The organism is Streptomyces sp. TAA040 (assembly GCF_000424845.1).
In genome coordinates, this window is the sequence record NZ_AUKR01000021.1 from 26,288 (window position 1) to 52,503 (window position 26,216).

The window sequence follows — 26,216 nt, forward strand, 5'->3', positions numbered from 1 at the left end:
GGGCGCCGATGCCGCCGGTGATCGACGTGGAGGCGTACGCGCGCGGCGTGCTGGCGGGTTCCCGGGCGCAGATCGCCCGTGCCATCACGCTGGTGGAGTCCACCCGGCCCGAACACCGCAGGCTGGCGCAGGAGTTGCTGGTCCGTCTGCTGCCGCAGGCGGGCGGCGCGGCGCGGGTCGGGATCAGCGGGGTGCCCGGCGTGGGCAAGTCCACCTTCGTGGACGCGCTGGGGACGCTGCTGACCGGGCGCGGTCACCGGGTGGCGGTGCTGGCGGTGGACCCGTCCTCGGGCCGCAGCGGCGGCTCGATCCTCGGCGACAAGACGCGGATGGCCCGTCTCGCGGTGGACCCGGACGCGTTCGTCCGGCCGTCGCCGACCTCCGGCACGCTGGGCGGGGTGGCCCGGGCGACGCGCGAGACGATCGTGGTGATGGAGGCCGCCGGCTACGACGTGGTGCTGGTCGAGACGGTCGGGGTGGGCCAGTCCGAGACGGCGGTCGCCGGCATGGTCGACTCCTTCCTGCTGCTCACGCTCGCGCGCACCGGCGACCAGCTCCAGGGCATCAAGAAGGGCGTGCTGGAGCTGGCCGACGTGGTCGCGGTGAACAAGGCGGACGGTCCGCACGAGCGGGACGCCCGGTCCGCCGCCCGGGAGCTGGCCGGTGCGCTGCGGCTGCTGCGGCCCGCCGAGGCGGACGGGTCGGACGCCTGGAATCCGCCGGTGCTCACGTGCAGCTCGCTGGAGGGCACCGGCCTGGACGAGGTGTGGGAGCGGCTGCGGGCCCACCGCGGCCTGCTGGACGGCACCGGGGCGCTGGCCGCGAAGCGTCGCGACCAGCAGGTGGACTGGGTCTGGTCGATGGTCAGGGAGCAGCTACTCGACCGGCTGCGGGACGATCCCCGGGTGCGCGAGCTGGCCCCGGGGCTGGAGCGGGGTGTCCGGGAGGGCGCCCTCCCGGCCACGCTGGCCGCCGAGCGGTTGCTGGACGCCTTCGACTCCCGGACCTGATCCGTGTCCCCGTGGGCACTGGGCGGTCCCCGGCGGCAGCGGTGGTACCCGGCGGCACCGGGCGGTACCGGCGGGGGGCCGCCCGGTGCGGGTGTCAGGAGGCCAGCCGGTCGGCCAGCGCGGTGGCCCGCTCCTCGGCGGCTCCGAGGGCCCGGGTGCGGGAGGCCTCGGCGAGCGGGACCAGCTCGGCCATCGCCGGGACGGAGGCGGCCAGCGTCAGCTCCGGGACGATGAACTCCAGGTCGAAGCCGAGCACGTCGCCGAGCACGTAGCCGAGGTAGTTCTGCACGTAGTCGTTGCCCTCCTGGGGCGTGCCCGGCGCGTAGGAGCCGCCGCGGCTGGCCACGACCGTGACCGGCTTGCCCTCGGTGGTGCGCTGCCCGGTGGCGGCGGTGCGGCCGATGACCAGGACGTGGTCGATCCACGCCTTGAGGGTGGACGGGATCGTGTAGTTGTACATCGGCGCGCCGATGACGATCGCGTCGGCGCTCTCCAACTCGGTCAGCAGCGCCTCGCGGTAGGCGGCTGCCGCCTTCTCCTGCGGGGTCTGCGCGTCGGCGGGGACGCCCGCCGACCGGGCGACCACGGCGTCGAAGTGCGGGACCGGGGCCTCGGCGAGGTCGCGGTGCACCACCCGCCCGTCCGGGTGGCGCTTCTCCCACGCGGTGCGGAAGGCGGCGGTGACGGCGCGGGAGGCGGAGGCGTCGCCGTTCAGCGAGGAGTCGAGATGCAGGAGGGTAGCCATGGGAACACTCCAGTTTCGAGTAAGTGAGTGAAGTAACAGCTGTTGCTATTTCTAGCATAGCTACTTACTTTTCTGCACCCACTCGCTCCGGTGCAGTACGCTGGGGCTCATGGCCGAGGCGGAAGCGAGCACGCGCGACGACGGGGCGGACCTCGTCTGCTCCTCCCCCGAGGACGGCATCACCCGGGTCTTCCAGCTCCTCGGCAAACGCTGGACAGGGCTGGTGATCGCCGCTTTGATGAGCGGACCCGGTCACTTCACCGAACTGCGCAGGTCGGTGCCCGGGATCAGCGAGCGGATGCTCGCCGACCGGCTGACCGAACTCGCCGCGCACGACCTGGTGGTCCGCTCGGTTGACGAGGGGCCGCCGCTGCGGGTCAGCTACCGGCTGACCCCCGCCGGAGCCGCGCTCCGGCCGGCCATGGCCGAGCTGGCGCGCTGGGCGGAGGGGAACCTCCCCGTGGAGGGGTCCCGCTGCCCGGACTTCGGCGGCTGAGAAGCCGCGGGGGAGCCGGAGGGGGCCGCACACGGGGCCCGCCGTCGGCGCGGTCCCGGCGGCGGGCGGAACGACGGGAACGCGAGGGGGAGCACACCGGTCATGGAACGGATTCCGCACGTCGAGGGCTTCGCGGCCCGGCCGCGCACCGATGCACCGAAGAGGACCGGAAAGCTGCTGCGGCAGAAGGTCCCGCGGCAGCAGCAGGCCGAACTCCGCGTGCCCGACGACCGCCCGGACGTCCTCGCCGCCGTCGAGGAGTCCAACCGCGACCGGCTGCCGGAGCTGACCCCGATCAGGGTCGGCCGGATGGTCGCCTCGCCGTTCGCCTTCCTGCGCGGCACGGCCGGGCTGATGGCGTACGACCTCGCCCACGGCACCCCCGTCACCGGCATCGGCACCCAGCTCTGCGGGGACTCGCACGCCGCCAACTTCGGCATCTACGGCGATGTCCGCGGCGAACTGGTCATCGACCTCAACGACTTCGACGAGACCGCGCCCGGCCCGTGGGAGTGGGACCTCAAACGCCTCGCCACCTCCCTCGTCCTGGCCGGACGGGAGGCCGGCGCCGGCGAGAAGACCTGCCGGTCGGCCGCCGAGGACGCCGCCGGCTCCTACCGCCGGACGATGCGGCTGCTGGCGCGGATGCCGGTCGCCGACGCCTGGAACGCGATCGCCGACGAGGAACTCGTCTCGCACGCCGACGCCAAGGGCCTCACCGGCACCCTGGAGCGGATCGGCCGCAAGGCGCGCCGCAACACCAGCGCCCGGTTCGCCGCGAAGTCCACCGAACCCGACGGGCAGGACGGGCGGCGCTTCGTGGACGCGCCGCCCGTCCTGCGCCGGGTGCCGGACGCCGAGGCCGCCTCCGTCACTGCCTCCCTCGGCCCGTACCTGGAGACGTTGCCGACCGACTGCCTGCCGCTGCTCAGCCGGTACGCGGTGCACGACGTCGCCTTCCGGGTGGTGGGCACCGGCAGCGTCGGAACGCGCGCGTACGTGGTGCTGCTGCTGGACCACAACGACGAGCCGCTGGTCCTCCAGATCAAGGAGGCCAGGCCGTCCGTGCTGCGCTCGCACCTCGCCGCCGCCGGCTTCGCCGCTCCGCCGGCCGGCCACGAAGGGCGCCGGGTGGTGCTCGGACAGCAGCGGATGCAGGTGGTCAGCGACGGGATGCTCGGCTGGACGACGGTGGACGGCCGGCCGTTCCAGGTGCGGCGGTTCCGCAACCGCAAGGGCAGCGTGGACCCGGCCGCGCTGGCCCCCGACCAGCTCGACGACTACGCGCGGATGACCGGAGCGCTGCTCGCCCGGGCGCACGCGCACAGCACGGACCCGCGGCTGATCGGCGGGTACTGCGGCAAGGGCGAGCACCTGGAGCAGGCCGTGGGCGCTTTCGCGGTGGCGTGCGCGGACCGGACCGAGGCCGACCACCGGGTCCTGGCCGACGCCGTCCGCGCCGGGCGCATCGCGGCCGAGACCGGGGTGTGAGCACGGGCGCGCTCCGGTTGCGTAGGCTGGCCGGGTGACTGAACCGCAGACCCACTCGACCGGCGAGCCCGGCACGGAGCGCCTGGAGCGCGCCGTGCGGGCGGCGGAGACCGCGCTCATCGAGTTCGAGATCGCGGTGGAGACCTTCCGGGTCGAAGTCGAGAACTTCTCCCGGCTGCACCACCAGCGGCTCGGCCCGATGTACGCCCGGCTCGACGAGCTGGACGCGTCCCTCGCGGAGGCGACCGCGGCCCGGACGGGCGATGCGGAGGACCTCCGCAAGGCCCGCGAGGCGCGCGGCGCGGTGCTGCCGATGCCCGGCGTCGACGAGCTGTTCGGCGGCTGGCTGCAGTCCGAGGGGCTCTCCCCGGAGGCGCAGGCGATGCTCACCGACCGCGCGGTGCGCCCCCCGGAACGGGTGCGCCCGAGCGACGGCGCCCGCCGGATCTACCGGGACCTGGTCCGCAAGGCGCACCCCGACCTGGCCGGGGACGAGGCCGATCGGGCCCGGCGGGACGAGTTCATCGTCCGGGTCAACCGTGCCTACGCGGAGGGCGACGAGCAGCTCCTCGGCCGACTCGCCGAGGAGTGGGCGGCCGGACCGGCTCCGGAGCGGCCCCGGCTCAGCCGCAGCGAGGAGCTGTACGCCCGGCTGGAGTGGCTCGCCGAGCGCAAGGAGTGGCTCACCCGGGTGGCCGGTGAGCTGGAGAACAGTGCCATCGGCTCGATGCTGAAGATGGCCCCCGACGACCCGGACGGGCTGCTCAACGACATCGCCGAGCAGTTGCTGGCCGATGTGGCGGCCCGGGAGGCGCGGCTGGCCGAGCTGGTCGCGGAGGCCGCGGAGGCGGAGCGCCCGAAGGCGGAGGGCCCGGGGGCGGAGACGCCGGTGCAGCCCGCGAAGGCGCCTGGCGAGGCGGTGGTCCGCGGGGGGAAGGCCGCTGCCCCCGACCCGGACCGGCCCGCGACCCCGGCGGAACCCACGGAACCCACCGGGGGCACGGAGCCCGCGGAACCCACGGAACAGACGAAGGAGGCGCAGGAGTGAGCCAGTTCGGACGCGTACCGGCGGTGGACGTCGGATCGGTGCAGGAGGACGGCCTCCTGCTGGACGTGCGGGAGCCGGAGGAGTGGGCGGCAGGCCGCGCCGCGGCGGCAGTGCACATCCCCATGGGCGAGATCGTCACCCGCTTCGGCGAGGTCGGCGAACTCGCCGCGGACCGTCGGGTCTTCGTCATCTGCCGGTCCGGCGGCCGGTCCGCCCAGGTGACCCAGTACCTGGTCGGCCAGGGTCTGGACGCCGTCAACGTGGACGGCGGCATGGTGGGTTGGGAGGCGTCCGGCCGCCCGATGGTCGCCGACGCCGGCCCGCCCGCCGTCCGCTGAGCCCCCCCGCCCCGCCCCGCCGGGGCGTGCGGGTCAGGCGGGCGGCGGTACGTTCGCCGCGTAGCGCCCCCGGACGTTGCCCGGCGGGTCGAAGTCGGCCACCACGAAGACCCGGCCGCTCTCCGCGGTGGCGATCCCCACGCCCATCTCCCGTCCGGTGGCCCACACCAGTTGAGTGAAGGCGTGCTCGGCGGTCAGCTCCCCCGGCGCCGGCTCCCGGCCGTAGGCGGGATAGTCGTCACCGCAGGCGTACCAGCGCCGGACGGCCGCCTCGCCGTAGGTGTCCTCGACGGGCGGGCCGGAGAAGGCGGCCACGTTCTCGCCGTAGCGGTTGCCCGGCCGTACGGTGAGAACGTCCCGCTCGGCCAGCTCCCCGGCCCACTCCTGGGCGTGCGCGCCGATGACGGGCGACAGCTCCAGTGCCGGGACGCCGTGCCGGGTCCGGTGGGCGTTGACGGCCGCCAGCACCCGCCGCGCCGTACGCGCCGCGTCCGGTGCGCCGGGCGCCCGCGCCCCCTCGGAGGTGGCAGGGCCCGGGGAGGCGGCCGGTGCGGTCGGGGCCTCGGAGGCTGCCGGCCGCTCGGTGCCGGGTGTCCGGGCGCCCTGTGCGGTGCCGGCGGCGGCCCGCACCTCCCCGGTGGCGAGCAGCAGCACGAGTGCGGCCGCCGCTCCGGTCCTCATGAGCCTCATCGGCCTATCCCTGCTTTCATCGCCTCGACCCGCGACCCGCCGTGACTGCGGCCCGCCGCTCCAGGGTCGCGGCTCGAAGGGCCGCGCCCCGCGGGACCGCGCGGCGAACCGCCGCAGGGTCACCCGGAGGGCGGCGCCTCCCGCTCCGGCCGCCGGCCCCCTTCCCGGCCCGCGGCTCAGGCGTCGAAGTCGACCTCGACGGTGCCGGAGACCGCCCGCGACTGGCAGGCCAGGACGAAACCCGCGTCCAGCTCCTCTTGCTCCAACGCGAAGTTGCGGTCCATCCGCACCTCGCCGGCGAGCAGCCGGATCCGGCAGGTGCCGCAGACGCCGCCCGTGCAGGCGTACGGCGCGTCGCCGCGGTTGCGCAGCACCGTCTCCAGGACACTCTCGCCTTCCCGCATCGGCCAGGCGCCGCTGCGGCCGTCCAGGGTCGCCCGTACGGTCGCCGCGGCGTGCAGCGGGCCGGTGTCCGGGACCGTCGTGGCCGGGGCGACGGTGTCCGCGACGTGGAAGACCTCCTGGTGCACCCGCTCGGTGGGGACGCCCAGCCCGGCGAGCGCCTGTTCCGCGCCCCGCACCAGACCGTGCGGCCCGCAGAGGAACCAGCCGTCGATCCGGTCGACCGGCAGCAGCGCCGGCAGCAGGGTGGCCAGCCGCTCCGCGTCCAGCCGCCCGGTGGGGAGTCCGGACTGCTGCTCCTCGCGGGAGAGCGTCTGGACCCACTGGAAGCGGTCGGGGAAGCGGTCCTTGAGGTCGGCGGTCTCCTCCAGGAACATCGTCGAAGCGACCGTGCGGTCGCTGCGGAGCAGGCAGAAGCGGGCGGTCGGCTCCTGCGCCAGCAGCGTGCCGGCGATGGAGAGCACCGGGGTGATCCCGCTGCCGCCGACGACCGCCGCGTAGTGCCCGGGGCGCGGATCGAGCACGAAGCGGCCCCGCGGCGGCAGCACGTCGACCGTGTCACCGGCGGCCAGTTCCTTCCGCGCCCAGCCGGAGAACACCCCGCCCGTCACCAGCCGGATGCCGACGGTCAGCCGCGCGCCGTCCCCGGCCGGGGTGCATACCGAATACGTCCGCCGGACCTCCGCATCGACCGGGCCCGCGGTGCCTTCCGGGCCGCCGCCCGTCCTGGGCGCGGCGGGGCGGCGCAGGGTGAGGTGCTGCCCGGGGATGTGCCGGAAGGCGCGGCGCAGCGCGGGCGGCACGTCGAAGGTGACGGCGACGGCGTCCTCGGTCAGCGGCTCCACCGCGGCCACCCGGAGCGGATGGAAGATCACGACAACTCCTTGAAGTGGTCGAACGGTTCGCGGCAGAACTCGCAGCGGCGCAGCGCCTTGCACGCGGTGGAGGAGAAGCGGCTCAGCAGCGCGGTGTCGGTGGAGCCGCACTGCGGGCAGCGCACGGACAGTTCCAGCGGGACCGGGCCCTCGGCCGGCCGGCTGGGACGCGGCGGCGCGATGCCCGCCTCGGCCAGTTTGCGGCGGCCCTCCGTGGTGATGTCGTCCGTGGTCCAGGCGGGCGCCAGCACCCGCCGCACGGTGACGCGGCCGATGCCCCGGGCGTGCAGCACCTGCTCGATGTCGGCGGCCATCGTCTCGACGGCCGGGCACCCGGTGTAGGTCGGCGTCAGCTCGACGTGGACCTCGTCCGCGGCGGTGAGGCGGACCGTGCGCAGCACGCCGAGTTCGGCGAGCGAGAGCACCGGCAGCTCCGGGTCGGGCACCGCACCGGCCAGTTCGCGCAGCTCCGCCTCCAGTCCGTCGCCGGATGCCTCCGGTCCGGCCCCCGGGGCGTCCGGGGCGTCGGGGGCAGCGTTCGTGGGGTCGGGGGCGGGGCTCACCACGACGCTCCCGGGTGGCTGCGGTGCAGGTGCTGCATCTCGGCCAGCAGCCGCCCGAACGGTTCGGTGTGCACGCCACGGCGGCCGCCCCCGGCCGACCAGCCGTCGCGCTGCGGTCCCTGCGGCAGCGTGAGCCCGGCCCTGGCGACCACCGAGGTGATCCGCTCCGCCCACGCCGCCTCCAGGGCCGGCCAGTCGACGAGGAGGCCGTCCACCGGTTCGGACAGCTCACCGGTGAAGTGCCACAGCGCGTCCAGCGACTCCTGCATCCGCCGGTGGCTCGACTCCGTGCCGTCGCCCAGCCGCAGCGTCCACTGCTCCGCGTGGTCGCGGTGGTAGGCGGTCTCCTTCACCGCCTTGCCGGCGAGCCCGGCCAGTCGCCCGCCCGAGGCGGCGAGTTGCCCGTGGAGCAGTTCCTGGTGGGTCGAGAAGAGGAGCTGCCGGGCGATCGTGCGGCTGAAGTCGCCGTTCGGCTGCTCGACCAGTTGCACGTTGCGGAAGGCGCGTTCCTCACGGAGGAAGGCCAGCGCGTCCTCGTCGCGGTGCTCGTCGGCCAGCGAGAGCAGGGTGCGGGCCTGGCCGAGCAGGTCGAGGGCGATGTTGGCGAGCGCCACCTCCTCCTCCAGCACCGGGGCGTGGCCGGCCCACTCCCCCAGACGCTGGGCGAGGATCAGCGCGTCGTCCCCGAGCGCCAGCGCGGCCGGATCGGTGACGGCCGCGCCCGCCGCCGTCCGGGTCCCGGGCTCCGCCGGGCCGGTCGGGATGCCGGTGCTCACAGGTTCCGCACCCCCTCGGGGACCTCGTAGAACGTCGGATGCCGGTAGGGCTTGTCGGCGGAGGACGCGAAGAACGGGTCCCTCTCGTCCGGTGAGGAGGCGGTGATCTCGTGCGAGGGCACCACCCACAGCGAGACGCCCTCGCCGCGCCGGGTGTAGAGGTCGCGGGCGTTGCGCAGGGCGAGCGGGGCGTCCGGGGCGTGCAGGCTGCCGGCGTGGGTGTGCGACAGGCCGCGACGGCTGCGGACGAAGACCTCCCACAGCGGCCAGGACGCCGCCGTGCCGGCCGCGGCATCCGAGGGGGCCGCGGGGGCCCGGGCCGCGGGCTCCTGGGACGCGGCCGGGGCGGGCGCCGGGCCGGACGGTTCCGACGGGTGCGCGGGGACGGTCACGAGGCCACCGCCGCTCCGCCGCGTGCGGCGCGCTTGGCCGCGTACGCCGAGGCCGCTTCGCGCACCCAGGCGCCGTCCTCGTGCGCCCGGCGGCGTCGGCTGATCCGCTCCTCGTTGCACGGGCCGTTGCCGCTGAGTACCTGGTGGAACTCGTCCCAGTCGATGGGGCCGAAGTCGTACCGGTCGCGCTCCTCGTTCCAGGCCAGCTCCGGGTCCGGCAGCGTCAGCCCCAGCGACTCCGCCTGCGGCACGCAGATGTCCACGAAGCGCTGCCGCAGCTCGTCGTTGGAGTGTCGCTTGATCTTCCAGGCCATCGACTGCGCCGAGTGCGCGGACTCGGCGTCCGGTGGGCCGAACATCATCAGCGAGGGCCACCACCAGCGGTCCACCGCGTCCTGTGCCATCGCGTGCTGGGCCGCCGTCCCACGGCTCAGGGCGAGCAGGGCCTCGTAGCCCTGGCGCTGGTGGAAGGACTCCTCCTTGCAGACCCGCACCATGGCCCGCGCGTACGGCCCGTAGGAGCAGCGGCACAGCGGTACCTGGTTGGTGATCGCCGCGCCGTCCACCAGCCATCCGACGGCGCCGACGTCGGCCCAGGTGAGGGTGGGGTAGTTGAAGATCGAGGAGTACTTCTGCCGACCGCTGTGCAGCTTGTCGAGCAGTTCCTCCCGGTCGGCGCCGAGCGTCTCGGCGGCGCTGTACAGGTACAGCCCGTGCCCGGCCTCGTCCTGGACCTTGGCCATCAGCACCGCCTTGCGCCGCAGCGAGGGCGCCCGGGTGATCCAGTTGGCCTCCGGCTGCATGCCGATGATCTCCGAGTGGGCGTGCTGGGCGATCTGCCGCACCAGGCCGGCCCGGTACGCGTCCGGCATCCAGTCCCGCGGTTCGATCCGCTCCTCGGCCGCGACGGCGGCGTCGAAGGCGGCCTGGAGGGCTGCGCAACGCTCCTGGCCGGTCGGCTGGTCCGTGCCGGGGCTGCGCCCCGGCAGCGCTGTCGTCATCAGTGAGCTCCTTCGCCCGTACCGATCCGGCGGTGGCTCGGCGGCGATGCCAGCCGACCGATCGTTCGGTTCAATGGTCTGCGGTGCCGCCGGGGGTGTCAAGGCGGCCGCACCGCCTCCTCGGGAGCCGTCGGGACCCTCGGGGGCGTCCGGGCCGCCGGGGCCTTCCGGGTCGGACGTGCCGCAGGGGCCGGACGGGGTCGACCGGTGACTGTCCGGGGCCGACCGGACGCCCCGGACGACCCGAACGGCCCCGACGAGGCGGGGCACCCCTTAATCTCTGGGGGACGACGAGGGGATCGGGGAGGGCATGCAGCCGTACGCAGAACCGTCGCGGGAGCCGGACGGGCGGCCGGACGCCGCGCGGCCGGAGCCGCCGGAGCCGCCGGAGCCGCCGGGCGTGGAGGCGCTCGCGCCCTCGTCCCGCATCCTCCTGGCCGTCGCCGCCGCCGTGCTCGCGGTCGTGGTCGCGGTCCACATGGGCATGGTCTTCCTGCACGTGGCACCGTCCAACGCGGTGAGCGAGCAGTACGCCGGAACGATCGACGGCTACATCTACCCAGAGTTCGAGCAGAACTGGAAGCTGTTCGCCCCGAACCCGCTCCAGCAGAACATCGCCGTCCACGCACGGGTCGAGCTGCGCGCGCCCGACGGCGACCTGCGGCGCACCGGCTGGGTGAACCTCACCGCCGAGGACGCGGTGGCGATCCGCGGCAACCCGTTCCCCAGTCACGTGCACCAGAACGAACTGCGCCGCGCCTGGGACTTCCTCGACAGCTCACACGACTCCGACGACCGTCCGACCGGCTCCCGGGGCGAGCTGTCCGAGTCCTACGTGAAGCGGATCGTGCTGCTGCGGCTGGAGGAGCGGGTCGACACCGACCGGGTCCAGCGTGTCCAGATCCGGTCGGCCACCCGCGCGGTGGCCCCGCCCCGGTGGAGCGGGGAGACGGTCGACACCGGCACCCGGTACCGGGTGCTGCCCTGGTGGCCGGTGGTCGACGCAGACGTCCCCGGAGGCAGCCGATGAGCGCGCACCAGGGGTACCGGTCCGCCGGTTCCGCGTCCGCTCCGGGCCCCCGCCCGTCCGCCGGCCCGGGGGCGGTGAAGCGGGCCGGTGCCCGCTTCGACCGGGTGCTCCTGACCTGGTTCGCCCGGATCACCGGGCAGGCGCTCGGCCCCCATCAGACCGCGATTGTCCGCATCGGCTTCGCCGGGACCTGGCTGTTCTTCCTGCTGCGGGAACTGCCGCACCGCCACGAGCTGTACGGTCCCGCCTCGCCGTGGAGCTGGGCGCTGGCCCAGCGCCTGGTGGACGGCAACGAGGCCTTCACCGTGCTGCTCTGGACGGACAGCGCCCTCTGGTTCGAGCTGGTCTTCCTCTTCGCCGTGCTCTCCTCGGCGGCGCTGCTGCTGGGCTGGCGCACCCGCACCATGTCGGTGTTCTTCATGATCGGGGTGCTCTCCCTCCAGAACCGCAGCGTCTTCATGGGGGATGGCGGGGACAACGTCATCCACCTGATGGCGATGTACCTGGTGTTCGTCCGCTGCGGGCAGGTCTGGTCGCTCGACGCCCACCGGGCCCGCCACCGGGCCGGCAGCGGCGACGCGGACACCACCGGTCTCGTGCTGTGGTGCCTCACCGGTGCCGCGCTGCTGGTCACCACCGTGCTCGGTCTGCTGAGCTGGGGCTGGGTGCTGCTGTTCTGGGCGCTCCTGGCCGCTCACGCCCTGCGCTGGTACGCGCGGCGCTTCGGCACCGGTGAGCACCGCGGCCTCATCGACGCGCTGGCCCACCTGGCGCACAACGCCGCACTGCTGGTGATCATCGCCGAGGTCTGCCTGATCTACGCGACGGCTGGCTGGTACAAGGTGCAGGGCTCCCGCTGGCAGGACGGCACCGCCGTCCACTACCCGATGCACCTGGACTACTTCGCTCCCTGGCCCGCCCTGTCCGACGTGCTGAGCGGCAGCGCGCTGGTCGTGCTGCTGCTCAGCTACGGCACGGTGATCGTCCAGGTCGCTTTCCCGTTCACGCTGTTCAACCGCCGCGTGAAGAACGTGCTGCTGGCGCTGATGATCGTGGAGCACGCCTCGATCGCGGTGATCCTCGGGCTGCCCTTCTTCTCGCTGGCGATGATCGCCGCGGACGCGGTCTTCCTGCCGACGGCCTTCCTGCTCTGGCTGGGCGCCCGCGCCGCGGGCCTCGCCCGGTCTGCCCGCCGCATCCCGCTGCCCGGCCGCCGGACGCGGCCCCGCCCGGCCGGTTCCGGCCCGTACGGCGCCGGGGACGGCGTGTACGGCGGCCGGGCAGCGCCCGGGGCGGAGGCGGGACGGGCGTCCGCCGCCGTCCCGGGGCCGCGCGGCGCCGAGGACGCCGGAAACGTGCCGGGTGCGCCGGAGGGACAGCGCGCTGCCCGCGTCCCGCGCGGGAAGGATGCGCCTGGCGCGGGCGGCGGCGACCGGTCCCCGGCCGACGCCGGCTAGGTCCCGTATTCCGCGGGTCCCTGATTCGGCTGGAGAGCGGAGTCGGACAGTGCCCGGCACGGGGGGAAGACGTCGCCTGGCGCGCGGCTGTGGGGAGCTCGACGAGAACTGCACGATGCGGCGATGAGTATGTCCGGCCCGGCCGGTCTATGGTTCGTCAGCTGATCGGAAGGTTCGAAGCAGGAGAGGCGATATGAGCCAGTTGCTGCGGGTCCAGAACTTCACCGTCTCGTGAGAGCGGACCAGCTGGCCGGCGCGGGCTCCGTCACCGGCGTCTGCGGCCGCGGCACGGCCGCCGTCCAGCGGCGTCCTGGCCCCGCACGCCGCGACCGGTCCACGGCCCTTACGCTGGCCGGATGACCAGCGCCCCCGGCCCCGGCGGCCTCCCCGCTCCCGGCCGGGACGGCCCCACCGGACACGCCGGCCCCACCTCCGGCGGTTCCGGGGACGCGGTGCGCGCCTGGCGGGCGGCGGCCCCGGAATCGGTGCTGCTGGACGGCTTCCACGCGGTGAAACACGCCCTGCGCTTCGGCGCCGAGGTGCGCGCGGTACTCAGCGCCGACCCGGCGGCCACTGCGGCGCTGGCCGAGGAGCTGGCCCCGGACCTCGCCGGGCGCCTCGCCGCTCTGGTGGTGCCGGTGGACGCCGGGACGCTGCGGTCGCTCGTGCCGCGGCTGCACCCCACCGGGGTCGCCGCCCTCGCCGTGCGCCCCGACCCCGGCGCCAACCGGGCGGTGCTGACGGCCCGGCCGCGCCGGGCGCCGGTGGTCGTCCTGGAGGACCCGCGGAACCTCGGCAACGTCGGGGCGGTCGTCCGGCTGGCGGCCGGGTTGGGCGCGACAGGGGTCGTCACCACCGGGGACGCCGATCCCTGGCACCCGAACGCGGTGCGCGGCGGCGCAGGGCTGCACTGGGCGACCGCGGTGGAGCGGGTCGCCCCCGGCGCCCTGCCGCCCGGCCCGCTGTACGTGCTCGACCCGGAGGGCGCGGACCTGCGCGGGGCCGTGCTGCCGGACGAGGCCGTGCTGGCCTTCGGGACGGAGCGGCACGGTGTCTCGCGGGAGCTGCGCGACCGTGCGGACCACCTGGTGGCGCTGCCGATGCGCGCCCAGGTGTCCAGCTACAACCTGGCGACCAGTGTCGCGATGGCGCTGTACCACTGGGCCGCTGGCCCTGCCACCCCCAAGGCCCCCGACCGTCCCTGACCCACCCCGACCGGGCGCACCGACCGGGCGCACCGCTTCCCGGACGGCGCGCGTGCCGCCCGGGAAGGGCGGCGGTCAGGCGGGGCGGCGCACCTCGACCGTCCGGAAGCGGCTCGTCACGAAGTCGGCGTCGCACAGGGCGGCGTTGGCCGCCGGGTTGCCGCCGGATCCGTGCAGGTCGGAGAAGGCGGCGGTCTGGTTGACGTACACCCCGCCCGTCAGGTTGAGCGAGAGCTGCGCGCACTCGGTGAGGCAGGTGTCCTCGATCATCCGCTCCACCTCCGGATCGGTGGTGTAGCCGGCGACGGTCATCGCGCCCTGCTCCCGGACGGTGCGGCGTAGCAGCTCGACGGCCGCCTCGGTGGAGTCCACGGCGACGGCGAAGGAGACCGGGCCGAAGCACTCGCGCAGGCAGACCTCCTCGGTCCCCGGATCGGCGGCGTCCAGCGCGACGATCGCCGGCGTCCGCACGGTCGCGTCGGGGAAGTCCGGGTGGACGACGGAGCGGGAGGCCAGGGCGGGTTCGCCGAGTCCGGCCGCGGCGTCCAGTCGCTCCGCCACCTGCGGGTTGGCCAGCGCGCCGAGCAGCGCGTGGGCGCGGGCGTCGTCGCCCAGCAGCGTGTCGACGGCGCCCGCGAGGTCGGCGACCACCTCCCGATACGTCTTCCGCCCGGCGTCGGTGGCGATGCCGGAGCGGGGGACGAGCAGGTTCTGCGGGGTGGTGCACATCTGACCGCTGTAGAGCGAGAGCGAGAACGCGAGGTTGGCCAGCATGCCGCGGTAGTCGTCGGTGGAGTCCACGACGACGGTGTTGACGCCGGCCTTCTCGGTGAAGACCTGCGCCTGGCGGGCGTGGTCCTCCAGCCAGTCCCCGAAGGCGGTGGAGCCGGTGTAGTCGACGAGCCGGACCTCCGGTCGCAGGGCGAGCGTCTTCGCCAGCCCCTCGCCGTCCCGCTCGGCGACCAGGGCGACCACGTTCGGGTCCAGCCCCGCCTCGCCGAGCACCTCGCGGGCGATCCGCACGGTGAGGGCCAGCGGCAGCACCGCGCGCGGGTGCGGTTTGACCAGGACCGGGTTGCCGGTGGCGAGCGAGGCGAACAGTCCCGGGTAGCCGTTCCAGGTGGGGAAGGTGTTGCATCCGATGACCAGGCCGATGCCGCGCGGCACCGCGGTGAAGCTCTTGGCGAGCGTCACCGGGTCGCGCTTGCCCTGCGGCTTCGACCAGGGCGCCCGCTCGGGCAGCCGGGTCTGCTCGGCGTAGGCGTGGGCGACGGCCTCCAGGCCGCGGTCCTGGGCGTGCGGTCCGCCTGCCTGCATCGCCATCAGGTACGCCTGGCCGCTGGTGTGCATCACCGCCTGGGCGAACTCGTGGGTGCGGGCGTTGATCCGGGCCAGGATCTCCAGGCAGACCGCGGCCCGCAGTTCCGGCCCCGCGGCCCGCCAGCCGGGCAGCGCGGCGGACATGGCCGGCAGCAGCACGTCGGCGTCGGGGTGCGGGTAGGCGATGTCCAGGGCCGGGCCGTAGGGGGAGACCTCGCTACCGTTCCAGTCGTCGGTGCCGGGCTGGTCCAGGGCGAAGCGCCGGCCGCGCAGCTCCTCGAAGGCGGCGAGCCCCTCGGCGGCACTCAGCGTGCCGTCCTCCCCGTAGGCCTTGGGGTGCTCCGGGTAGGGCGACCAGTAAGCCCGGCTGCGGTTCGTCTCCAGGGCGCGGTCCAGGGTGGGGCGGTGCTTCTCGATCAGCTTCTGTGCGGTGGGCGCGGCGGCCATCTGGGACCAACTCCTCGTCGAGCCGGGCGGTGGCGGGTGGACAGGGCCAGGTTAACCGAACGATCGGTCGGTGCAAGGGGGTGGAATCCGGCCCGGTGGCGCGTTCCTCGCCGAGTCCGCCCCAAGCTCGCGCCGACTGCGCGCGGGCTGCTGCCGGGCCCCTGCCGGGTCGCGCCGCAGGCGACTAGAGTGCGCCGAACGATCGGTCGGCGTTGCCGGCGGCCGGACCGCCGGCCGTACCCGGCAGAGGGGCGGAGGCATGCGCGACACCACCGGCGACGCGAGCAGGGGCACCGCGGACGGGGTGGCGGACGGGACACCCGCCGGTACGGTCGCCGTGGTCGGCACCGGGACGATGGGACAGGGCATCGCGCAGGTGGCGCTGGTCGCCGGCCACCCGGTGCTGCTGCACGACGCCGCCCCCGAGCGGGCCGCCCGCGCCGCCGAGGAGATCGGCCGCCGGCTGGACCGGATGGTGGCCAAGGGGCGGCTCAGCCCCGAGCAGCGGGAGGCCGCCGCCGGACGCCTGCGGCCGGCCGGGGAACTGGGCGCCCTCGCGGACGCCGCCCTCGTCGTCGAGGCGATCGTGGAGGACCTGGGCGCGAAGCAGCAGCTGTTCGGGGCACTGGAGTCGGTGGTCGGACCGGACTGCCTGCTGGCCACCAACACCTCCTCGCTGCCGGTCACCGCCGTCGCCGCGGCCCTGCACCGGCCGGAGCGCTTCCTCGGCCTGCACTTCTTCAACCCCGTGCCGTTGCTCCCGCTGGTGGAGGTGGTCAGCGGCGCCGCCACCAGCCCGGCAGTCGCCGACCGGGCGCAGGACCTCGTCGCGGCCTGGGGCAAGACACCGGTGCGCTGCGCCGACACACCGGGTTTCCTCGTCAACCGGATCGCCCGGCCGTTCTACGCGGAGGCCTTCCGGCTCCTGGAGGAGGGCGCCGCGGACGCGGCCACCCTGGACGCGGTGCTGCGCGAGTCGGGCGGCTTCCGGATGGGCCCCTTCGAACTGACGGACCTGATCGGGCAGGACGTCAACGAGGCCGTGACCCGCTCGGTCTGGGAGGCGTACTTCCACGACCCGAAGTTCACGCCCTCGCTCGCCCAGCACCGCCTGGTGCAGTCCGGACGGCTGGGCCGCAAGACCGGCCGCGGCTGGTTCCCGTACGGCGACGCGGCCCCCGAACCGGACACCGCCGAACCGTGCCCGGCGCCGGACCGCGTCACCGTGCACGGGGTGCTCGGACCGGCCGCCGTGCTGCCGGAGCTGCTGGCCGCGGCCGGTGTGGCCGTACGGCACAGCGGGCCGGACCCGGCGCACGGCCACCTGCTGCTGCCCGGCGGCACCCGCCTGGCGCCGACCGACGGCTCGGCCCCGCACGGGCCCGAGATCCACTTCGACCTCGCCCTGGACTACCGCACCGCATCCCGGATCGCGCTGGCCGCCTCCGATGAGGTGTCCGCGGCCGATCTCGCCGCGGCCGTCGGCCTGTTCCAGGCCCTCGGCAAGCAGGTCAGTGTGCTGGAACCCGTCCCCGGCCTGGTCGTGGCCCGGACGGTCGCGATGCTCGCCGACTTCGCCGTGGACGCCGTCGCCCGCGGGGTGGCCGGGGCGGCGGCCGCGGACACCGCGATGCTGCTCGGCGTCAACTACCCGCGCGGTCCGCTCGCCTGGGGCGCGGAGCTGGGCACCGGCTGGGTGGTCCGGGTGTTGCGCAACCTGCACGCCGCGTACCCCACCGGCCGCTACGCGCCGTCGCAGGCCCTGCTGCGCGGGAAGCTGCGGGAGGCGGCGGGGCCCGCCGCCCCGGGGCCCGGGGCCCCGGGCCGGGTGAGGCGTTCGGCCCGGAAGGTGCACAATCTTGACCATGGCCAAGCGCGACACCTACACCCCCGACACCCTGCTCGCGGTCTCCGTCCGGGTGTTCAACGAGCGCGGCTACGACGGCACCTCGATGGAACACCTCTCGCAGGCGGCCGGCATCTCGAAGTCCTCGATCTACCACCATGTGCGCGGCAAGGAGGAGCTGCTGCGGCTGGCGGTGAGCCGGGCCCTGGACGAGCTCTTCGCGGTGCTCGACGAACCGTCCGCCCGGCAGGGCCGGTCCGTCGAGCGGCTGGAGCACGTCGTCCGCCGCACCGCGGAGGTGCTGATGGCGGAACTGCCGTACGTGACCCTGCTGCTGCGGGTCCGCGGCAACACCGGCGTCGAGCGCTGGGCGATGGCGCGCAGACGCCGGTTCGACGAGGAGGTCGCCCGGCTGATCGCCCGGGCGGCGGCCGACGGCGACCTGCGGCTGGACGTGGACGTGCGGATGGCCACCCGGCTGTTGTTCGGCATGATCAACTCGATCGTGGAGTGGTACCGCCCGGAGCGCGGCGGGGAGGCCGGAAGCGAGGAGGTCGCCGACGCCGTCCTCCGGATGGCCTTCGACGGCCTCCGCGCCTGACGGCCTCCGCGCCGCGTCGGGCTTCGGCCGGCGCGGGGCGGTGTACGCAGCCCTCCCCGCACGGCGCGAGGACGTGGCACGGACGAGCCGCCGCCCCCGACCGCCCGCTCCGAGTCCTGACCTCCGCCCGCCCGCCCGTCCGCCCGTCCGGGTCAGCGGTCGGGGTCGAGGTCGGTCTCCTCGAAGACCAGTAACGTCCGGGTGCTCAGCACCTCGGGAATCGCCTGGATGCGCGTCAGCACCAGCTCGCGCAGTGCCCGGTTGTCGGCGGTGTGGACCAGCAGCAGGACGTCGAAATCGCCGCTGACCAGCGCGATGTGGGCCGCTCCGGGCAGTTCCTGGAGCTTGGCGCGGACCGTCCGCCAGGAGTTCTGGACGATCTTGAGGGTGACGTAGGCCGAGGCCCCCTGACCGGCCCGCTCCTCGTCCACCCGCGCGCTGAAGCCCCGGATCACCCCGTCGTCGAGCAGCCGGTTGATCCGGGCGTAGGCGTTGGCGCGGGAGATGTGCACCCGTTCGGCGACCGAGCGGATCGAGGCCCGGCCGTCGTGCCGGAGCATGCGCAGGATGGCCCGGTCCACCTGGTCGAGAGGACGGGGAGCCATCTGTTCATCCGTCACCGGCCGCAGCCTCCCCTCGTTGGACGTCCTGCTGTCATCCCACTCCCCCCTCGGCCAGTTGTCCACAGCGCTCCCCCACCTGTAGCCAGAATGCGCTCCTGACCGAACAATCGGTAGGTATGGACAGCGGAGTCCGGGCACCGGGCCGCGCGCCGTACGGGCACGCGGTCGCCGCAGGTCCGCGCGTCCCGTCCGTCCGAGTCCGCCGACCCGCGCTCGCGGCCCCGCCCGGCGCGTTCCGGCACCCGAGTCGTTCCCCACCGCTGTACCCACTGCCCGCCGCTTTGCCACCCGCACCGCGGCGGTGATGTGCGCCACCCGATCGCACCGGAGGTGTGCCCGACATGACGGTCCTGGAGAAGCCCGGCGCCTACCAACCCGTGCCGCCGCCCTCCTGGCGTCCGCGGACCGACGCGGCCCCGCTGCTGCCCGACGAGGAGCCCTACCGGCTGCTGGGCACCGGCGCCCCGGACGCCGCGTTCGACCGCGAGCTGCTGGTCGGCATGTACCGGGAGCTGGTCCGCGGCCGGCGCTACAACCGGCAGGCCACCGCCCTGACCAAGCAGGGCAGGCTGGCCGTCTACCCGTCCTCCACCGGGCAGGAGGCCTGCGAGGTGGCCGCGGCCCTCGCGCTGACCGGGCGCGACTGGCTCTTCCCGAGCTACCGGGACACCCTGGCCGCCGTCGCCCGCGGGCTCGACCCGGTCCAGGTGCTGTCGCTGCTGCGCGGCGACTGGCACAGCGGGTACGACCCGGCCGAGCACCGCGTCGCCCCGCTCGCCACCCCGCTCGCCACCCAGTTGCCGCACGCCGTCGGGCTGGCGCACGCCGCCCGGCTCAAGGGGGACGACGTGGTCGCCCTGGCTATGGTCGGCGACGGTGGGACCAGCGAGGGCGACTTCCACGAGGCGCTCAACTTCGCCGCCGTCTGGCGGGTGCCGGTGGTCTTCCTGGTGCAGAACAACGGCTTCGCCATCTCCGTCCCGCTGGAGCGGCAGACGGCCGCCCCTTCCCTGGCGCACAAGGCCGTCGGCTACGGCATGCCGGGCCGCCTGGTGGACGGCAACGACGCCGCCGCCGTGCACCGGGTGCTGGACGAGGCGGTGGCCCGGGCCAGGAGCGGCGCAGGCCCGACCCTCGTGGAGGCGGTCACCTACCGGATCGAGGCGCACACCAACGCCGACGACGCCACCCGCTACCGCGAGGACGAGGAGATCGAGCCCTGGCGGGTGCACGACCCGGTGGCGCTGCTGGAGCGTGAGCTGCTGGACCGCGGCTGGCTGGACGAGGACGGCGTCGCGGCGGCGCGGGACGCCGCCGAGGAGATGGCCGCCGACCTGCGGGACCGGATGAACCGGGACGCCGTCACGGAGCCGATGGAGCTGTTCGCCCACGTCTACGCGGAGCCGCCGGCCCGCCTCCGCGCCCAGGCCGAGCAGCTGCGCGCCGAACTCGCCGCCGAGGCCGAGCAGGACGGACCGCCCGGCGTCCGGCCGGACGGGCACGCGCAGGAGGGCGGCGTCCGATGAGCGCCGAAGCCGCGACCGGAACCGGTGCCGCGACCCGCGCCGCGCCCGCCGGCGGGACCGTGTCCACGACCATGGCCCAGGCACTCAACCGCGCGCTGCGCGACTCCCTCGCCGCGGACGCCGGCGTCCACGTGTTGGGGGAGGACGTCGGCGCGCTGGGAGGGGTGTTCCGGATCACCGACGGGCTGACCGCCGCCTTCGGTGAGGACCGCTGCACCGACACCCCGCTCGCCGAGGCCGGCATCCTCGGTACCGCGGTCGGGATGGCGATGTACGGTCTGCGCCCGGTGGTGGAGATGCAGTTCGACGCCTTCGCCTACCCGGCCTTCGAGCAGCTTGTCTCGCACGTCTCCCGGATGCGCAACCGGACCAGGGGCGCGCTGCCGATGCCGCTCACCATCCGCATCCCGTACGGCGGCGGCATCGGCGGGGTCGAGCACCACAGCGACTCCTCCGAGGCGTACTATCTGGCCACTCCCGGCCTGCACGTCGTCACCCCGGCCACCGTCGCGGATGCCTACGGGCTGCTGCGGGCGTCCATCGCCTGCGACGACCCGGTGGTCTTCCTGGAGCCCAAGCGGCTGTACTGGACGAAGGACGCCTGGGACCCGGAGGCCCCGACCGACGTGGAACCGCTGGGGCGGGCCGCCGTGCGCCGCCGCGGAACCTCGGCCACCCTGGTCACCTACGGCCCGTCCGTGCCGGTCTGCCTGGAGGCGGCGGAGGCCGCCCGTGCGGAGGGCTGGGACCTGGAGGTGGTCGATCTGCGCTCGCTCACTCCCTTCGACGAGGAGACGGTCGCCGCTTCGGTCCGCCGCACCGGTCGCGCGGTGGTCGTGCACGAGGCCACCGGGTTCGGCGGGCCGGGCGGCGAGCTGGCCGCCCGGATCGGCGAGTCCTGCTTCCACTACCTCCAGGCACCGGTACTCCGGGTGACCGGTTTCGACATCCCCTACCCGCCACCCATGCTGGAGCGGCATCATCTGCCAGGAGTGGACCGCATCCTGGATGCGGTGGGCCGCCTCCAGTGGGAGGCCGAGTGGACCGAGGGGAGCGGGCGCTGATGCCACAGGTACGCGAGTTCACCCTGCCGGATCTGGGGGAGGGGCTGACGGAGGCCGAGATCAGCCGGTGGATGGTCGAGGTCGGTGACGTGGTCACCGTGGACCAGCCGGTGGTCGAGGTCGAAACGGCGAAGGCCATGGTCGAGGTGCCCTGCCCGTACGGCGGGGTGGTCACCGCGCGCTTCGGGGCGGTCGGCGACGAGATCCCGGTCGGCGCCTCCCTGGTGACGGTCGCCGACTCCTCCGCCGTCGGCCCCGACGGCCCGGGGCGGGCCGCCAGCGCCGAGGAGACCACCGGCGCCGAGGAGCCCGCCGGGGCCCCTTCCGCCCGGGGCGCGGCTCCCGCAGTCTCCGGCAACGTGCTCGTCGGCTACGGGACCAGCGCACCGCCGAGACGACGGCGCCGGGTGGCTCCCTACCCGAGCGCTGTCGACCGGCCGCAGACCGCCCGCAACGGCTCGCCCGCCGTGATCTCCCCGCTGGTGCGCCGGATCGCCCGGGAGCGGGGCGTGGACCTCACCACGGTCACCGGCTCGGGCGCCCAGGGTCTGATACTGCGGGCGGACGTCGAGCGCGCCGCCTGCACCGGGCCGGTCGTGGCCGGAGCGGCCGCGGCCGACGGCACCGCCCACGCCGACGGCTTCGACGCCGCGACGGCTTCTGCCCCGGTGGGGGCGGCCCGGACGCCGGCAAAACCGGTGGCGGAGGAGGAACGCGTCCCGCTCAAGGGGGTCCGCGGCGCGGTGGCCGACAAGCTCAGCCGCAGCAGGCGCGAGATTCCCGACGCCACCTGCTGGGTGGACGCCGACGCCACCGAGCTGCTCGCCGTCCGCCGGGCGATGAACGCCGCCGCACCGGGGGACGTGACCGGTCCGGCGACCGGAACCGGAACGACCGGCGCCGGGAGGGTCTCGCTGCTCGCGCTGCTCGCCCGGATCTGCACCGCCGCGCTGGCCCGCTACCCGGAGCTCAACGTCCGCGTCGACACGGCGTCCCGCGAGCTGGTACGGCTGCCCGCCGTCCATCTGGGCTTCGCCGCGCAGACCGACCGCGGCCTGGTCGTCCCCGTCGTCACCGACGCCCACACCCGCAACGCCGAGCAGCTCAGCGCCGAGACGGCCCGGCTGACCGAAGCCGCCCGCGCCGGGCGGCTGAGCCCCGCCCAGCTCACCGGCGGGACCTTCACCCTCAACAACTACGGCGTCTTCGGGGTGGACGGGTCCACCCCGATCCTCAACCACCCCGAGGCCGCCATGCTCGGCGTCGGTCGGATCGCCGAGAAGCCCTGGGTGCACCGCGGCGAGCTGGCGGTGCGCCACGTCGTCCAGCTCTCCTTCACCTTCGACCACCGGGTGTGCGACGGCGGTGTCGCGGGCGGCTTCCTGCGCTACGTCGCCGACTGCGTGGAACAACCGGCGCTGCTGCTCCGTACCCTCTAGGGGTGATCTACGACGCGATCGTCATCGCCGGCGGCCGGGCCCGGCGTCTCGGTGGAGTGGACAAGCCGGCCGTCACCGTGGGCGGCCGGACCCTGCTCGACCGCACCCTGGCAGCATGCGCCGACGCCTCCCGGACGGTCGTCGTCGGCCCCCGGCGGCCCACCGTCCGCCCGGTGCGCTGGACGCGGGAGCGGCGGCCCGGCAGCGGGCCGCTGGCCGCCGTGGGCGCCGGGCTCCGGGAGGCCACCGCGGACGTGGTGCTGCTGCTCGCCGCCGACCTGCCGTGGCTCCGCCCGGAGACGGTGCACGGCCTGCTCGCCGCCCTCGGTCCCGAGGGCCCCGAGCGTGCTGCCGCCGGAGCAGGCGCCGCCGGGGTCGCCGGAGCTTCCGCCGCCCGGGTGGAGGGCGTGCTGTTGTACGACGGCCGGGACCAGCCGCTCCTCGCTGTCTACCGCACCGAGGCGCTCCGCCGGGAGACGGCGCTGATCGCCACCGAGCACGGCAGGCTCGACCACCTCCCCCTGCGGCTGCTCACCGAGGGGCTCACCCTCCGCCGCCTCCCCGCGGCCGCCGCCGGCGCCTCGGGCGCATCCGCCGACCCCGGCGCCCCCGCACCGGCCGCGCCCCAATCCGGCCCCGGCGCCGACTGCGACACCTGGGACGACATCGCCGCCGCCCGGGCCAGGATCAGGGAGCATGGGCGGATGCTGGAAGAATGGATCGCCGCAGTCAAAGCCGAACTCGACATCGACCCGGACGTCGACATCAAGGAGCTGCTCGACCTCGCGCGCGACGCCGCCCACGGGGTCGACCGCCCGGCCGCCCCGCTGACCACCTTCCTCGTCGGCTACGCCGCCGCCCGCGGCGACGGCTCCCCCCGCGAGGTGACCGAAGCCGCCCGCAGGGCCGCCGCGCTCGCGCACCGCTGGAGCGAGGAAACCCCGGGCCCGGCGGGTTCCGAGGACGCGCGGCCCCCGAGGACCGGTGACTGAGCCGCGATGAGCGACGACTTCGACGACGCCCTGGCGCTGGCGAACGGCGCGACCGAGGCGGCCGTGAGCCGCCCCCGCACGGTGCCGGCCGCCCCGGCCGACCCGGAGCGGGTCGCCGCCTGCGCCTGGCAGGAGGCACGCGACCTCGCCCGCGCGGCGGCCCGACCGGGTGAACCGGTCGAGCTGCCGCTGGCGGACGCCCTGCGCCACTCGCTCGCCGAGCCGCTGGCGGCCCTCACCGACCTCCCGGCCTTCGACACCTCCGCGATGGACGGCTGGGCGGTCTCCGGACCCGGGCCGTGGACGCTCACCGAGGGCCCCGGCATCCTCGCCGGCGACTCCCCGGAACCGCTCCCCGACGGCCACGCCGTGCCGATCGCCACCGGTGCCCCTCTCCCGGGAGGCGCCACCGCGGTCCTCCGCTCCGAGCGGGGAGCCGTCCCGCCGGGTGCGGCCCACCGGCTGAGCGCGTTCGTCCAGCCGGCCGGCGGCGCGGACATCCGGGCCCGCGGGCAGGAGTGCCGGACGGGCGACCTGCTGCTGCCGGCCTCCGTACCGGTCACCCCGGCGGTGCTCGGCCTGGCCGCGGCCGCGGGCTACGACGCCCTGGTGGTCACCGCACGGCCCCGGGTGGAGGTCCTGGTGCTCGGGGACGAGCTGCTCTCCGAGGGCGTTCCGGGCGAGGGGCGCATCCGGGACGCGCTCGGTCCGCTCCTGCCGCCCTGGCTGACCGCCCTGGGCGCCGAGGTCACGGCCGTCCGCCGCATCGGGGACGACGCGGACGCGCTGCACGCGGCGCTCACCGCGTGCAGCGCGGAACTCGTCGTCACCACCGGCGGCACCGCGGCCGGACCGGTCGACCACCTGCACCGCACGCTCGAACGGGTCGGCGCCGAACTCCTCGTGGACGGGGTCGCGGTCCGCCCCGGCCATCCGATGCTGCTCGCCCGCCTGCCGGAAGCACCCGCCGCCCCGGGCCCCTCCGACCCGGCACCGACGGTCCGGCGGCGCCACCTGGTCGGGCTGCCCGGCAACCCGCTGGCGGCCGTCTCCGGGCTGCTGACCCTGATCGAACCCCTGCTCGCCGGCCTGGCGGACCGGCCGGAGCCGGAGGGGCCGGAGGCCGCCCGGCTCACCGACGCCGTGCCCGGACACCCGCACGACACCCGGCTGGTGCCGGTGGTCCGGGCCTCCGGAGCCAGGGCCCGCCCGCTGCGCTACCACGGTCCGGCTATGCTCCGGGGGATCGCCTCGGCCACGGCGCTGGCGGTCGTACCGCCCGGTGGGGCCGCCGCCGGGTCCGTTGTCCAACTGCTCGGCCTGGCCTGGAATCGATCCTGGGAATGAAGTTCACCAACCCCATTCCGTCGCGGCGGCGCAAGGCCACCTACGCCGCCGACGAGCACACCTTCCGGGTGCAGCTCCCCCGGCAGATCACCGGCCCGATGGTCCAGGTGTTCAAACGGCTGCTGATGGCGCACGCCGTGCTGGGCATCGCGGTCGTGATCGTGTACTTCGACCGCACCGGATACTCCGACACGGCCGACGGCTCGGTCGGCTTCCTGGACGCCCTGTACTACGTGACGGTCTCGCTCTCCACCACGGGCTACGGCGACATCGCCCCCGTCTCGGACACCGCGCGGCTGCTCACCACCTTCATCATCACCCCGCTCCGCATCCTGTTCCTGATCATCCTGGTCGGTACGTCGCTCGAAGTGCTCACCGAACGCACCCGTGAGCAGTGGCGGCTGTCCCACTGGAGGACGCTCGTGCGCAACCACACCGTCATCGTCGGCTTCGGCACCAAGGGCCGGTCCGCTGCCGAGACCCTGCTCTCCACCGGCGCGACGAAGGACCAGATCGTGGTCGTCGACCCCAGCGCCAAGGTCATCGACGCCGCCAACGCGGACGGTTTCGCGGGCGTGGTCGGGGACGCGACGCGGTCCAGCGTGCTGGAGCGGGCCCGGGTCGACCGTGCCCAGCAGATCGTCATCGCCACCCAGCGCGACGACACCGCGGTGCTGGTCACCCTCACCGCCCGCCAGATGAACAAGGCCCTCAACATTGTGGCCGCGGTGCGGGAGGAGGAGAACGTCCCGCTGCTGCGGCAGTCCGGCGCCGACTCCGTCGTCACCAGCTCCGGCGCCGCGGGCCGCCTGCTCGGTCTCTCGCTCATCAGCCCCAGCGCGGGCCAGGTGATGGAGGACCTCATCCAGCAGGGCGAGGGACTGACGCTCTCCGAGCGCCCGGTCACCAAGGCCGAGGCCGGCCACTCGCCCCGCGAGTGCAAGGACCTGGTCATCTCGGTGATACGGGGCCACCGGCTGCTCAACTACGACGACCCGGAGGCAGCCGTGCTCCAGCCGCTGGACCGGGTGGTCGTCATCCACCGGCGCACCGGGCAGGCCCCGACCAAACTGCGCAAGAGCACCCAGGACGAGGACACCAGCAGCCTGCGCACCCCGCCCAAGATGCAGCCGGCCAAGCGCAACTGGCACGACCCCCGCGACGAACTCGGCCAGTAGTCACCGCCCCGCGCCCCGCCCCGGCACTGTCCGGGGCGGACCGGCGCCGGAGTGGGCGCGGGCGTCAGGGGGTGGTGTCCGAGGAGGCGTCCTGCCGCCGGTGCCCCGCCGGGCCGTCGTCCGCCCGCCGGGCCCGGAGGGCGGCCACGGCGGCCACCAGCAGGACAGTGCCGCCCAGGACCCCGTACCAGCCCACCGCCGAGCGGCCCTGCACCAGGTTGCTCACCCCGATGACCAGGACGATCAGGGCCGCCACCGGCAGCCCGTACCGCCTCAGGGCCACGGCGCGCCGCCACGCGGTCCGCGCGTTCATC

General features: G+C 75.0%; 24 protein-coding genes and 2 pseudogenes. 16 read left to right on the plus strand and 10 right to left on the minus strand.

The features are described from left to right. The first annotated feature begins 8 nt into the window (after window positions 1–8). Window positions 9–1,010: a methylmalonyl Co-A mutase-associated GTPase MeaB gene (meaB, locus tag H300_RS0117250; protein WP_028428433.1), complete on the plus strand. Its 1,002-nt coding sequence runs from the start codon at window positions 9–11 to the stop codon at window positions 1,008–1,010. A gap of 94 nt (window positions 1,011–1,104) precedes the next feature. On the opposite strand, the gene H300_RS0117255 is transcribed toward meaB, so the two are convergent. Then, window positions 1,105–1,755: an NAD(P)H-dependent oxidoreductase gene (locus H300_RS0117255; RefSeq protein ID WP_028428434.1), complete on the minus strand. Its 651-nt coding sequence runs from the start codon at window positions 1,753–1,755 to the stop codon at window positions 1,105–1,107. Window positions 1,756–1,864: 109 nt separating this feature from the next. Here H300_RS0117255 and H300_RS0117260 point away from each other — a divergent pair, with 109 nt between their 5' ends. From H300_RS0117260 to H300_RS0117275, 4 genes and pseudogenes are all read left to right on the plus strand, one after another. Next, complete coding sequence (locus H300_RS0117260; RefSeq protein WP_051270136.1) at window positions 1,865–2,251, plus strand: winged helix-turn-helix transcriptional regulator; 387 nt, start codon at window positions 1,865–1,867, stop codon at window positions 2,249–2,251. Window positions 2,252–2,353: 102 nt separating this feature from the next. Next, window positions 2,354–3,742 carry a DUF2252 domain-containing protein gene (locus H300_RS0117265; RefSeq protein ID WP_028428436.1) on the plus strand — a complete coding sequence of 463 codons (1,389 nt, stop codon included), beginning with the start codon at window positions 2,354–2,356 and terminating at the stop codon, window positions 3,740–3,742. Window positions 3,743–3,776: 34 nt separating this feature from the next. After that, window positions 3,777–4,574 (plus strand): annotated as a pseudogene (locus tag H300_RS27445) (hypothetical protein); the annotation flags it as partial. A gap of 212 nt (window positions 4,575–4,786) precedes the next feature. Further along, entirely contained in the window at window positions 4,787–5,128 is a 342-nt protein-coding gene (locus tag H300_RS0117275; RefSeq protein ID WP_028428437.1) for a rhodanese-like domain-containing protein, read from the plus strand. Between the two features lie 33 nt (window positions 5,129–5,161). Here H300_RS0117275 and H300_RS0117280 read toward each other — a convergent pair whose 3' ends face one another. The 6 genes from H300_RS0117280 to paaA all read right to left on the minus strand — a co-directional run bounded on the left by H300_RS0117280 (window position 5,162) and on the right by paaA (window position 9,827). Beyond that, the gene (locus H300_RS0117280; RefSeq protein ID WP_037980809.1) at window positions 5,162–5,818 is read right to left on the minus strand and encodes a CAP family protein; all 657 of its coding nucleotides are present in this window, start codon (window positions 5,816–5,818) and stop codon (window positions 5,162–5,164) included. A gap of 176 nt (window positions 5,819–5,994) precedes the next feature. Continuing rightward, window positions 5,995–7,092 (minus strand): 2Fe-2S iron-sulfur cluster-binding protein, encoded by a 1,098-nt coding sequence (locus H300_RS0117285; RefSeq protein WP_028428439.1) that lies wholly within the window; start codon window positions 7,090–7,092, stop codon window positions 5,995–5,997. Beyond that, entirely contained in the window at window positions 7,092–7,574 is a 483-nt protein-coding gene (gene paaD, locus H300_RS0117290) for a 1,2-phenylacetyl-CoA epoxidase subunit PaaD (protein WP_028428440.1), read from the minus strand. The genes H300_RS0117285 and paaD overlap by 1 nt, the downstream gene beginning before the upstream one ends. Window positions 7,575–7,654: 80 nt before the next feature. Next, entirely contained in the window at window positions 7,655–8,434 is a 780-nt protein-coding gene (gene paaC / locus H300_RS0117295) for a 1,2-phenylacetyl-CoA epoxidase subunit PaaC (RefSeq protein WP_028428441.1), read from the minus strand. After that, window positions 8,431–8,697, minus strand: a complete 267-nt coding sequence (gene paaB / locus H300_RS0117300) for a 1,2-phenylacetyl-CoA epoxidase subunit PaaB (RefSeq protein ID WP_028428442.1) — start codon at window positions 8,695–8,697, stop codon at window positions 8,431–8,433. The genes paaC and paaB overlap by 4 nt, the downstream gene beginning before the upstream one ends. A gap of 125 nt (window positions 8,698–8,822) precedes the next feature. Beyond that, window positions 8,823–9,827: a 1,2-phenylacetyl-CoA epoxidase subunit PaaA gene (gene paaA / locus H300_RS27450; protein WP_037980811.1), complete on the minus strand. Its 1,005-nt coding sequence runs from the start codon at window positions 9,825–9,827 to the stop codon at window positions 8,823–8,825. A 310-nt stretch (window positions 9,828–10,137) separates the two neighbouring features. On the opposite strand from paaA, the gene H300_RS0117310 reads away from it, so the two are divergent. The 3 genes from H300_RS0117310 to H300_RS27460 all read left to right on the plus strand — a co-directional run bounded on the left by H300_RS0117310 (window position 10,138) and on the right by H300_RS27460 (window position 13,519). Then, window positions 10,138–10,857 carry a DUF5819 family protein gene (locus H300_RS0117310; RefSeq protein ID WP_037980814.1) on the plus strand — a complete coding sequence of 240 codons (720 nt, stop codon included), beginning with the start codon at window positions 10,138–10,140 and terminating at the stop codon, window positions 10,855–10,857. Further along, window positions 10,854–12,314, plus strand: a complete 1,461-nt coding sequence (locus tag H300_RS27455) for an HTTM domain-containing protein (RefSeq protein WP_051270137.1) — start codon at window positions 10,854–10,856, stop codon at window positions 12,312–12,314. The genes H300_RS0117310 and H300_RS27455 overlap by 4 nt, the downstream gene beginning before the upstream one ends. Window positions 12,315–12,670: 356 nt before the next feature. Further along, a complete protein-coding gene (locus tag H300_RS27460) occupies window positions 12,671–13,519 on the plus strand; it encodes a TrmH family RNA methyltransferase (RefSeq protein ID WP_078516087.1) in 849 nt (282 codons plus the stop codon). A gap of 75 nt (window positions 13,520–13,594) precedes the next feature. Here H300_RS27460 and paaN read toward each other — a convergent pair whose 3' ends face one another. After that, the gene (gene paaN / locus H300_RS0117325) at window positions 13,595–15,286 is read right to left on the minus strand and encodes a phenylacetic acid degradation protein PaaN (protein WP_028428444.1); all 1,692 of its coding nucleotides are present in this window, start codon (window positions 15,284–15,286) and stop codon (window positions 13,595–13,597) included. 259 nt (window positions 15,287–15,545) lie between these two features. Here paaN and H300_RS30405 point away from each other — a divergent pair. Continuing rightward, a pseudogene (locus tag H300_RS30405) lies at window positions 15,546–17,057 on the plus strand (3-hydroxyacyl-CoA dehydrogenase); the annotation flags it as partial. An 88-nt stretch (window positions 17,058–17,145) separates the two neighbouring features. Then, window positions 17,146–17,733 carry a TetR-type transcription factor C-terminal domain-containing protein gene (locus H300_RS0117335; protein WP_028428446.1) on the plus strand — a complete coding sequence of 196 codons (588 nt, stop codon included), beginning with the start codon at window positions 17,146–17,148 and terminating at the stop codon, window positions 17,731–17,733. Between the two features lie 152 nt (window positions 17,734–17,885). Here the strand turns inward: H300_RS0117335 and H300_RS0117340 are convergent, their stop codons facing one another. Then, the gene (locus tag H300_RS0117340) at window positions 17,886–18,338 is read right to left on the minus strand and encodes an Lrp/AsnC family transcriptional regulator (protein ID WP_051270138.1); all 453 of its coding nucleotides are present in this window, start codon (window positions 18,336–18,338) and stop codon (window positions 17,886–17,888) included. Window positions 18,339–18,697: 359 nt separating this feature from the next. Between H300_RS0117340 and pdhA the strand changes: the two genes are divergently transcribed. The 6 genes from pdhA to H300_RS27475 are packed head-to-tail and all read left to right on the plus strand — an operon-like array spanning window position 18,698 to window position 25,902. Further along, on the plus strand, window positions 18,698–19,882 hold the full coding sequence (gene pdhA / locus H300_RS0117345; RefSeq protein WP_028428448.1) for a pyruvate dehydrogenase (acetyl-transferring) E1 component subunit alpha: 1,185 nt from the start codon (window positions 18,698–18,700) through the stop codon (window positions 19,880–19,882). Beyond that, window positions 19,879–20,946: an alpha-ketoacid dehydrogenase subunit beta gene (locus H300_RS0117350; RefSeq protein WP_051270139.1), complete on the plus strand. Its 1,068-nt coding sequence runs from the start codon at window positions 19,879–19,881 to the stop codon at window positions 20,944–20,946. Before pdhA ends, H300_RS0117350 begins: the two co-directional genes overlap by 4 nt. Beyond that, window positions 20,946–22,385 carry a dihydrolipoamide acetyltransferase family protein gene (locus tag H300_RS0117355; RefSeq protein WP_028428450.1) on the plus strand — a complete coding sequence of 480 codons (1,440 nt, stop codon included), beginning with the start codon at window positions 20,946–20,948 and terminating at the stop codon, window positions 22,383–22,385. The genes H300_RS0117350 and H300_RS0117355 overlap by 1 nt, the downstream gene beginning before the upstream one ends. A 2-nt stretch (window positions 22,386–22,387) precedes the next feature. Then, window positions 22,388–23,377 (plus strand): molybdenum cofactor guanylyltransferase, encoded by a 990-nt coding sequence (locus H300_RS27465; RefSeq protein ID WP_051270140.1) that lies wholly within the window; start codon window positions 22,388–22,390, stop codon window positions 23,375–23,377. 6 nt (window positions 23,378–23,383) lie between these two features. Beyond that, window positions 23,384–24,724, plus strand: a complete 1,341-nt coding sequence (locus H300_RS27470; RefSeq protein ID WP_078516089.1) for a molybdopterin molybdotransferase MoeA — start codon at window positions 23,384–23,386, stop codon at window positions 24,722–24,724. Then, window positions 24,721–25,902, plus strand: coding sequence for a potassium channel family protein (locus tag H300_RS27475; RefSeq protein ID WP_078516090.1), 1,182 nt, complete (start codon window positions 24,721–24,723; stop codon window positions 25,900–25,902). Before H300_RS27470 ends, H300_RS27475 begins: the two co-directional genes overlap by 4 nt. Window positions 25,903–25,966: 64 nt before the next feature. On the opposite strand, the gene H300_RS0117375 is transcribed toward H300_RS27475, so the two are convergent. Continuing rightward, window positions 25,967–26,215 (minus strand): hypothetical protein, encoded by a 249-nt coding sequence (locus tag H300_RS0117375; protein ID WP_028428451.1) that lies wholly within the window; start codon window positions 26,213–26,215, stop codon window positions 25,967–25,969. Between the last annotated feature and the right edge of the window lies 1 nt (window position 26,216).